The following is an 8,063-nucleotide window of genomic DNA, read 5'->3' as shown; positions in this document are numbered from 1 at the left end:
GCATCTGACGCCGTGCGCTGACCCACCGGGAATTGGGGGAAAGCCCTTGGTATTCCAGTGCGGGTTCGTGATCTACCCGCTGGTGAGCGGTTGTCGCTGCGTCGGCTCGTGGCATGGTGGCGCGTGAGGCTGCGGCGGCTCTGAAGATAACGGTGGTCGGCGGATTCGGTGCGCATCCAGGACGAGTTGCAGTGAATGGCGCATTCCGGTGGTTCAGCGCGGCGGGGGGAAGGTAGCGTCGCGATCATGAAATCGCTGATCGGAACCACCACTGACCAAGCGCCGGCGAATCCGGCCGCGACCGATGACGTGCTGGCCACTCAGCCGATCGGCTACTGGTGCGGGCTGACCCAGACGGCCGTCACCCGGCAGCTACGTGACGCCATGGCCAAGATCGACGTCACGCAGCCGCAGTACTGGGTACTCAACCGTGTGAATGGCGGCCCCGCGGCACCGAGCCGTGAGGAGGTCGTCGCTCAGCTGACGCACCTTGCCGACGGGCCGTACGAGATCGCCAGGGTCGTCGACCAGTTGCTCCACCGCGCATGGCTCCGGATCGATGATGGGCAGCGTCTGTACCTCACGGATGCGGGGGAGGCCGCCAGAGCGCGACTCCGTGAGCTGGCGACCGAGGTACGCTCCGTGGTCCACCAGGGCATCAGCGACGAGGAGTACGTGGCCGCGCTCAAGGTGCTGCGCAAGATGGTGGCCAATGTCGAGGGTGACGAGACTTCTGGTGATCCGTTCTGATCTGTCGATCTCGCAACGGACCTGGCTGCGAACGGGTGTGGCCATGGCGTGATCATCGGGGGTCGTGCGGGCTCCTGAAGACCGTGCGGTGGCCGCGGACCATGGCGTAGGCCCTGCCCGCTGTCGGACGATGTGCGATCAGGTCATGGCGCGGATCGCGGGTTGGTTGGGCCGAGTCGAGCCCCGGGCGACCGCCCGCGCCTATGTCGTCTTCAGGCCGCCATCGAGAACCGTCGCCTGGGACGCAATCCATGTCGGTCCAGCACGGTCGGTCTTCCGGCGGCCACACCCGGCAGGGTCGAGGCGTGGCCGCCCGAGCGGGTGCTGGGGGTGCGGGAGGCACTGCCCGACCGCTACCGGCCCCTCCGCGTGATCGGCGGGCGGGCCGTGGGCTCCGGCAAGGTGAGGCGCTCGGGCTCCCCCAGGGCCGCGAGGTCAGGGACGTGCCGTTGCCGTCAAGTGTGGCCAGGGCGATCCGGCAGCACATCGAGGAGTACGCGCCGGTGCCGGTCATGCTGCCCTGGGACGACCCGACGCCACCGGAGACGCCGGTGGAGGCCAGGCACCGGCGGCCGAGGACCCAGGGCGTCGTAGAGCCCGCCGTGGCCGCGACGGTGTTCACCGACCAGCGACAGTTACACCAGCGACCGGACCGGACCGTCCGCGCACAACACCGCGTCCGCGCGTTCGAACAGCGCGTCCGCACGCCTGGTCGGACAGGAGTAGAACTCACCCCGGAAGCGTGACAGACCCGCAAACGGGTCCTGCAGGTCAGCATGGTGCGACAGACTCATCCCCACGGCCTTCGTGCTGCATTGTGTGTTCCTTGGTCGGATCACATGCTCAGCCGAAGGCCGCCCCGCCGCCGTGCCGTTCGGCAACTGCCGCGAACCCTCCAACGTCAAGGCCGGCGGAAGCGCGTGCCCAATCCGCTTCCAGTGCGCGGGTTGCGGCTACTTACAGGCCCGCCCCTTCCTACCTACCAGCCATCGAAGAGCACATCAACTCGCTGCGAGCCGACCGCTTCACGGCCGAGGCGATGGGCGCCGACCCCTTCGTCACCCGCACCCTGAGCGACCAGATCGACGCGTTCCAGCAAGTGCTGACCGCGATGCGCAAGCAACTGGACACCAAAACCCCCGAAGAGCGCCAGGAGATCGAAGAGGCCAGCTCCGTGCTGCGAAAGGCACGAGTCAGCCGCGGACGCACCGCCCTGCCGCTGACGGCGATCAACCGGAGGTCCTCGTGACCCAGTAAACGAGCACACACATCCAGACCCCAGCACAGGTCCTCAAGGAAGTCCGCCGCCGGGACAGCCGAGCAAAGCGAGCCCGTGGCCTTGAGGCGATCCGATCACTGCAGCACAACGGCGACAAGGTCACACACGCCGCCGACGCTCGCACGGCCGGCGTCTCTCCCTGGCTCACCTATGCCGAAGGCGTGCGCGAACACGTCCGAGCCGCCATCCAGGAACAGGACAAGCCTCGCCCCGCCACGCGAAACACCCCAGCCAGCAACGCCAGCCTCCGCGTCGATCTCAACCTGGCCCGCGAGGAGATCCACAAGCTTCGTGCCGAGCGCGACCGACTTCAGCGCAACGCACGCCTCCACCTCAGCCGGCAACTCGACCAGGTTGCCACCGGTGACCTCACCACACGAGTCCATGAACTCACGGCAGACAAAGCCGAGATGGAGGCACTGCTCAACGCCAAGAACGTCGAAGCCGACGTACTCGCACGCCGCGTCACCGAGCTCGAAGACGAGCTCACCGCAGCCCACACCAGCCTCCGCCAGATGATCCGCGACCACAGCACAGGGACATCACCAACATGACCCACATGGATGACAGGTGGCCACCGCCTCTTCGGCCGCGCTTGATTGGCGGGGGCTTTGTCTCCTCAGTAGACCCCCCACTCCCTGCGAGGAATGGGGCCCTCCCAACTGTCGGTACTCATCTCCGCCCAGTCGCGAGCCACGAGGACAGGGCGAGTTCGGGCATAGTCACCGTTCTGCTGGCAACGCATGACCAAACCGAGGCCGGGGAGGCCGGCCTCCCCGTTCAACCCGATGCGCAGGCCATTCAGACCAGGGGGCATGTTCTCAAGGGATTCAGCTGTCGCTTCGATCCAGGGAGAGAGCTCGGAAGGCAGCCGGCCTGTCAGGCGGATGCCCTCGTAGTTGATCTGGGGTCCGCGGCAGGCATCGACGGCGACGGCGGCCAACGTCAGATCTTCCCTGCGGTAGTAGGTGTCGATACCCGGAGCGCTGAATGGCACCCACTGCTTGTTGGGGTCCCAACCGCCAACTGGCTCACCTAGGGCCGCCGCGACATCATTGATGCTCCGGCCGAACTGCAGAGGCCCCACGCTCTTGAACGGGACCCATGTCCACTGCGGGCGGTCCAAGTCCGAGACGATCTCCTGCGCCCACCACATAGACAATTTCCTCTTACTCGAACGCACGTATCAGAGGCATCGTCCCACGCCCGCAGGACCCAACAGACACGACGAACGTCTGTCGTCGAGCTGATCGCGCTTCGTCCCCGGGCTCTTGAGGAACGTCCCTAACGTCTCTTACCGTCCTGCACCCGCCTGAGCAGCGTGGATGGGCTCGACCTATGGATAAGCGAGGCCGGCTCAAGCAGTTCCGCGCGACAGCAACCCGCTTCGACAAGCTCGCGGACCGATACCAGGCCGGACTCCGCCTCGCCTCGCTGATCCTCTGGCTCCGCGAGCCTGCGTCGGCAGGCGCTCAGCGCCCGGGGGCCAGGACGGCCAGCACCCCCGATGAGATTCCCAGCTGACCCAATCGGGACAAAAGGGCTGCTTCCTGTTCCTGGGTTACCTCAACCCACAGGGACGTTCCCGAGTCGCTGGCGCTGAAAACCTGCCGACCGTCCCGCCGGCCTTCCGCGTGGATCGTGTAGGGAGCCAAGTCCGACAGCACCTTGAAGTGCCCGTCGTCTCGGACATCGAGGTCGATCCCCATCCCGGGATCAAAGCGCCTGGAGCGGGCACCGCTCGCGACCTCCTCCCGAGCCAGTGACAAGGCACGTTCATACGAGTCCAGGACTTCGGACGGCCAGGCGTCATCGCTGTACGCATCGATGTGGGCCGCATCGATGCTCGAACGCAGCACGTGAAGAGCTTCGCGATGAACACGCACAACGTCTGCAGGGCGAACTCCGTCCGCGAGTACGAGCTCGCGGACCCGGGCGCCATTCTGACTGGTCACCTGCAGGACCCTTCCACAGGCAGTCAGCTGACTCCACCGAGAAATGCCTCCCCGACGTGATCATTATCAGACAGGCCCTGGGTCCTCGCGATGGCGACCCGCTCCCGGCCTGCCGGAGCGCGGGCGGCGGACGACGCCGTACCCGCGGGCCCGTGGTGGTCCGCCGAGGTCATGGCACCGCCCCTGCGCCGCGGGGCCGGCGACGTGGCGGGCCCTGGTGCCCGTGCTGCTGGCCCGCCACCAAGCGGGCGCCGAGGTGCGCTGCACCGACGACGCGCTGCGCGTCCTGGACGGCGCGCCCCGGCCCGGCGACGTACGGCAGTTGGAGGGCGCCCTGCGCTACGCGCTCGTCCGCCGGGCCGACGCCGACGTCATCGACGAGCCGGACCTGCCCCCGGCCCTGCTGTCCCGGGCGCTGCATCCGCTGACCCCGTGGGAGAGCACTGAACGCGACATGATCGTGCAGGTGCTCCTCGACCACGGCGGGGACAAGCCGCGGGCGGCGTGGGCCCTGGGCATCTCCCGGCGGCCATCTACCGCAAGGTCACGGCATGTCGGATCCGGCTCGTCCCCGGCCGCGGCCCTGCTCGCCCTGGCCCACCTGCGATGCGGCGATACCTATGCCCAGCTCGCTGCCGGGTTCCGCATCGGCATCGCGACCGTCTATCGCTACATACGCGAGGTCATCGACGTCCTGGCTGCCCTCGCCCCGACCCTGACCGAGGCGATGAAGACCATCCGGACCAAGGCGTTCGTGATCCTGGACGGCACCCTCCTGCCGATCGACCGGATCGCCGCCGACACCCTGTACTACTCCGGGAAACACAAGCGCCACGGCATGAACGTCCAGGTCCTCACCGACCCGTTAGGACGGCTGCTGTGGGCGTCACCCGCTCTGCCCGGGTCCGTCCACGACCTGACCGCCGCACGGACCCACGGGATCATCGACGCGCTCGCCGCGGCCGAGCTGAAGTGCTGGGCGGACAAGGCGTACCACGGAGCCGGCCACCCCGTACGCGTCCCGTTCCGAGGCCGTCGCCTCAAGCGATGGAAGCGCCGACACAACAGCACGCAGGCCAAGATCCGCCGCCTCGGCGAGCAGGCCATGGCCACCCTCAAGGGCTGGTGCCTTCTGCGGAAGCTCCGCTGCAGCACCAACCGCATCACCGCGATCGTCCAGGCGCTTCTTGTCCTTCACCACGCGTCAGCGTGAGGTTGGAAAGGGCTCAGTCGCCCATGTCCGACTGGGGCTTACCTGTGTCCGGGATCGAGTAGAACTCACCCAGCTCCTGCCGAATGCGGCCCGGAGGATTGCGGCTGTACTCGCGCAGCTGTCGTTCCGCCTCCGCGATGGCCGAGGGGCGGGCGTGCCAGGTGTGACGAGATAGGCGTCCAGGGCGTGCGCTGCTCCGGGGCGTCGTCGGCCGGCTGCCCCAGATACGCGCGCATCACCTGGTCCAGCTCGCCGTACCGCCGGTCGTGTTCGAGGGGTTTCATGGACATGTGCGTGTGACCCCTACAGGTAGAACGGGACGGTCGTGTGGACGACGAAGCCATGCGGGCTTACCGGCTCGCGGCGCAGCACCACGCGCGCTGCGCGCACATCGACGGGGCCGCGTCCGGCCAGCAGGTCGCCTTCCAGCTGTACTCGGCCCACGGGCTCCTCACGGGACGGCCAGGCGGCCTCGATGGTGAGGCGGACCCGGGTGTTCTGGGCGAGCCAGCGATGGATGGCCTGCTCGTTGGCGGTCACCACCTGCTGGGTGGCCCACTGGGCGGTCCCCCGGTCGGGACAGGAAGCGGAACGGGTCAGCACGGGGGGATCCCCTCGCATCACCGAGGCGGGACCTTCGCGCGTACAGACTCACTAGTCGGCGAAGCTCCAGACCAGGCCCACTTCGGTGTCCGAGACGATGACGAGGCCACAGTCTTCCATGTAGACACCCAGCGGGCTGTACCAGAGTGAAGTCGATTGTGCCGGGGCGGTTGCCCTGTTTTTTTACGTTCGTGTAGTACCTGGCCCCGTCCCCGTACCGAGCGAGGATCGTGCGCGCCATGGCCCGCAGTTCGTCCGGGGATTCGGCGAAGTACTGGAGGTTGGCAAGGGTGCACCCGGACTCCGTGAGGGCCAGGAGCAGGTTCTCGGCGCTGCCCCGGTCGATCTCCTTGAGGCGCGGCGCGATGTACTCCGGGGGGTGGTCGGCGAATGGGTACTTGGGGTCTCCCTCACGCTCCGGGCTCTGCGCCGCGTCGTCGACGCCGACCCAGCCCCTGGGGTCCGGAACCCGGGCCATCACGGTGAGGACGTCGAAGGCCCAGTCCTCGTGGTGGCGGGGTCCTGTGGCGACGTATGCGTACGCGTCCCTGTACAGGTGGCGTACCGCGGCGTCCCAGGACGTCTGGTCGACGGGCGGCATGTGGTGCGGCCTTTCTCGGCGGGCAACTAGCTAGGGCTTGTAGGGATTGAGGTCATGACCGTGAAGGGTGGATTGCGGTTGCTGTCGTACTTGAGGCGCGTCTCGATGCCGTTCACGTCGTACGCCTTGGCGTTGGCTCCCCCCTCCTTGTACCCGGACATCGGGTCGTTCGGGCCCACCGGCTGCTTGAATACGCTGCGACCGCTGGTCTCACCGGGTGGCGCGGTCGAGCGGAACTTCTCGACACCTCCGTCGGCCAGCTGTGGCGGGCCCTTGATCCAGGCGTCGATAGCGGGCTGGTTCTTGTTGAGGTTGTGTTGGATCAGCTCCTCTGCCCGCTGGTAGCTTGAAAAGGACGAAGAGCTGCCGGGAAGCGGCTTGCCGTGCGGCCAGGCGGCGGTAGGACCGTTCCCCTGAAGCTTCCCCTTGATCGTGGACACCTGGAGACTGGGATCTTGAGGTTTCAGAAGAAGTAGCACCAGGTGGGAAGCAAATACACGAAGCGGTACACCGAGGAGTTCAAGCGGGACGCGATCGCGCTCGTCGACTCCTCGGGCAAGACGGTCACCGCCGTCGCCCGGGAGCTGGGCATCAGCTCCGAGTCCCTGCGCGGCTGGTACCGCCGGGCCAAAGCCGACCGAGGTGAGGGCGCCCCGGGCGAGCTGACCAGCGCCGAACGCGACGAACTGCGCCGGCTACGCAAGGAGAACCGCGAGCAGCAGCAGACGATCGAGATCCTGAAAAAAGCGACGGCCTTCTTCGTGAAGGAGATCGACCGGTGACCGCGTTGTACCGGTTGATCCACGCGAAGAAGGCGAACTATCCGGTCACGATGCTGTGCCGGGTGCTGCACGTGACCCGCTCCTGCTACTACGCCTGGCGCGAGGGCGAGGCCACCCGCCAGACCCGCCAGGCGGCCGACGACGCGCTCGCGCACGAGATCACCGTGCTGCATATCGCTTCCCGCAAGACCTACGGCGTCCCGCGTATCCACGCCGAGCTGCGGCGTCTGGGGCGGCGAGTGAACCGCAAGCGCATCGCCCGCGTCATGCATGAGCGCGACATCCGCGGCGTCACCCGCCGTAAGCGGCGCTCGCTGACCCGGCCGGATTCGAAGGCGAAGCCGGCCCCGGACCTGGTCGGCCGGGACTTCCACGCCGAGCACCCCGGCACCAAGCTGGTCGGCGACATCACCCACCTCCCGACGGCCGAGGGCTGGCTCTACCTCGCCTGCTGGCTGGACCTGGCCACGCGCGAGGTCGTCGGCCACGCGATGGCCGACCACCACCGCGCCGAGCTCGTCGTGGACGCGCTCGACATGGCCCACGACCGAGGCGGTCTGGAGCCCGGACGCGTGGTCCACAGTGATCGCGGAAGCGAGTACACCTCGGCTCAATTCCGCGCCCAAACAATAGAGTTGGGGCTACGGCAGAGCTGTGGACGCACCGGTTCGTGTTTCGATAACGCCGCAGCAGAGAGTTTCTGGGCTCTGCTCAAGGAAGAGATCGGAACCCGGACCTGGCCCGACCGGGCCACCGCCCGCGCCGAAGTCTTCAACTTCATCGAGACCTTCTACAACCGCCGCCGCCTGCGCAAGCACAAGATCTTCGGCTACCTCACCCCGGCCGAGACCAGGCAGCGGCATCGACACGCCCTCGCGGC

General features: G+C 67.5%; 9 protein-coding genes and 3 pseudogenes. 7 read left to right on the top strand and 5 right to left on the bottom strand.

Annotated features, from left to right (window positions below):
- The first annotated feature begins 246 nt into the window (after window positions 1-246).
- The gene (locus IH13_RS0132730; RefSeq protein ID WP_031090193.1) at window positions 247-750 is read left to right on the top strand and encodes a MarR family winged helix-turn-helix transcriptional regulator; all 504 of its coding nucleotides are present in this window, start codon (window positions 247-249) and stop codon (window positions 748-750) included.
- A gap of 638 nt (window positions 751-1,388) precedes the next feature.
- Here IH13_RS0132730 and IH13_RS45320 read toward each other — a convergent pair.
- Window positions 1,389-1,544, bottom strand: a pseudogene (locus tag IH13_RS45320) (transposase); the annotation flags it as partial.
- 245 nt (window positions 1,545-1,789) lie between these two features.
- Here IH13_RS45320 and IH13_RS45875 point away from each other — a divergent pair.
- Together IH13_RS45875 and IH13_RS45870 are read left to right on the top strand one after the other, a co-directional pair.
- Window positions 1,790-1,999, top strand: coding sequence for a hypothetical protein (locus IH13_RS45875; protein ID WP_031090191.1), 210 nt, complete (start codon window positions 1,790-1,792; stop codon window positions 1,997-1,999).
- A gap of 20 nt (window positions 2,000-2,019) precedes the next feature.
- Window positions 2,020-2,583: a DUF6262 family protein gene (locus tag IH13_RS45870; RefSeq protein ID WP_324605212.1), complete on the top strand. Its 564-nt coding sequence runs from the start codon at window positions 2,020-2,022 to the stop codon at window positions 2,581-2,583.
- A 65-nt stretch (window positions 2,584-2,648) separates the two neighbouring features.
- Here the strand turns inward: IH13_RS45870 and IH13_RS39135 are convergent, their stop codons facing one another.
- Both IH13_RS39135 and IH13_RS0132705 read right to left on the bottom strand, forming a co-directional pair.
- Window positions 2,649-3,185 (bottom strand): hypothetical protein, encoded by a 537-nt coding sequence (locus tag IH13_RS39135; protein WP_037843095.1) that lies wholly within the window; start codon window positions 3,183-3,185, stop codon window positions 2,649-2,651.
- Between the two features lie 316 nt (window positions 3,186-3,501).
- Window positions 3,502-3,888, bottom strand: coding sequence for a hypothetical protein (locus IH13_RS0132705; protein WP_031090187.1), 387 nt, complete (start codon window positions 3,886-3,888; stop codon window positions 3,502-3,504).
- 139 nt (window positions 3,889-4,027) lie between these two features.
- Here IH13_RS0132705 and IH13_RS45680 point away from each other — a divergent pair.
- Window positions 4,028-4,501: pseudogene (locus IH13_RS45680) on the top strand (hypothetical protein); the annotation flags it as partial.
- 48 nt (window positions 4,502-4,549) lie between these two features.
- Window positions 4,550-5,197 (top strand): annotated as a pseudogene (locus tag IH13_RS45305) (IS5/IS1182 family transposase); the annotation flags it as partial.
- Window positions 5,198-5,500: 303 nt separating this feature from the next.
- Here the strand turns inward: IH13_RS45305 and IH13_RS0132695 are convergent.
- On the bottom strand, window positions 5,501-5,800 hold the full coding sequence (locus IH13_RS0132695) for an RNase A-like domain-containing protein (RefSeq protein ID WP_031090183.1): 300 nt from the start codon (window positions 5,798-5,800) through the stop codon (window positions 5,501-5,503).
- A 627-nt stretch (window positions 5,801-6,427) separates the two neighbouring features.
- Entirely contained in the window at window positions 6,428-6,841 is a 414-nt protein-coding gene (locus IH13_RS0132685) for an RNase A-like domain-containing protein (protein ID WP_031090179.1), read from the bottom strand.
- Between the two features lie 42 nt (window positions 6,842-6,883).
- Here IH13_RS0132685 and IH13_RS0132680 point away from each other — a divergent pair, with 42 nt between their 5' ends.
- Window positions 6,884-7,183, top strand: coding sequence for a transposase (locus IH13_RS0132680; protein ID WP_031090177.1), 300 nt, complete (start codon window positions 6,884-6,886; stop codon window positions 7,181-7,183).
- The coding region (locus tag IH13_RS0132675; RefSeq protein WP_037843092.1) for an IS3 family transposase at window positions 7,180-8,063 on the top strand (884 nt) is incomplete at its 3' end. The genes IH13_RS0132680 and IH13_RS0132675, both read left to right, overlap by 4 nt.

Source organism: Streptomyces sp. NRRL WC-3549 (assembly GCF_000721935.1).
Classification (GTDB): Bacteria; Actinomycetota; Actinomycetes; order Streptomycetales; family Streptomycetaceae; genus Streptomyces.
Note: the sequence above shows the minus strand (reverse complement) of the source record. Positions and strands in the feature narration are given on the sequence as shown.

Bases quoted from the DNA above. Each gene is read 5' to 3' on its own strand.
- IH13_RS0132730 (WP_031090193.1), top strand. From the start codon at position 247: ATGAAATCGCTGATCGGAACCACCACTGACCAAGCGCCGGCGAATCCG.
- IH13_RS45875 (WP_031090191.1), top strand. From the start codon at position 1,790: ATGGGCGCCGACCCCTTCGTCACCCGCACCCTGAGCGACCAGATCGAC.
- IH13_RS39135 (WP_037843095.1), bottom strand. From the start codon at position 3,185: ATGTGGTGGGCGCAGGAGATCGTCTCGGACTTGGACCGCCCGCAGTGG.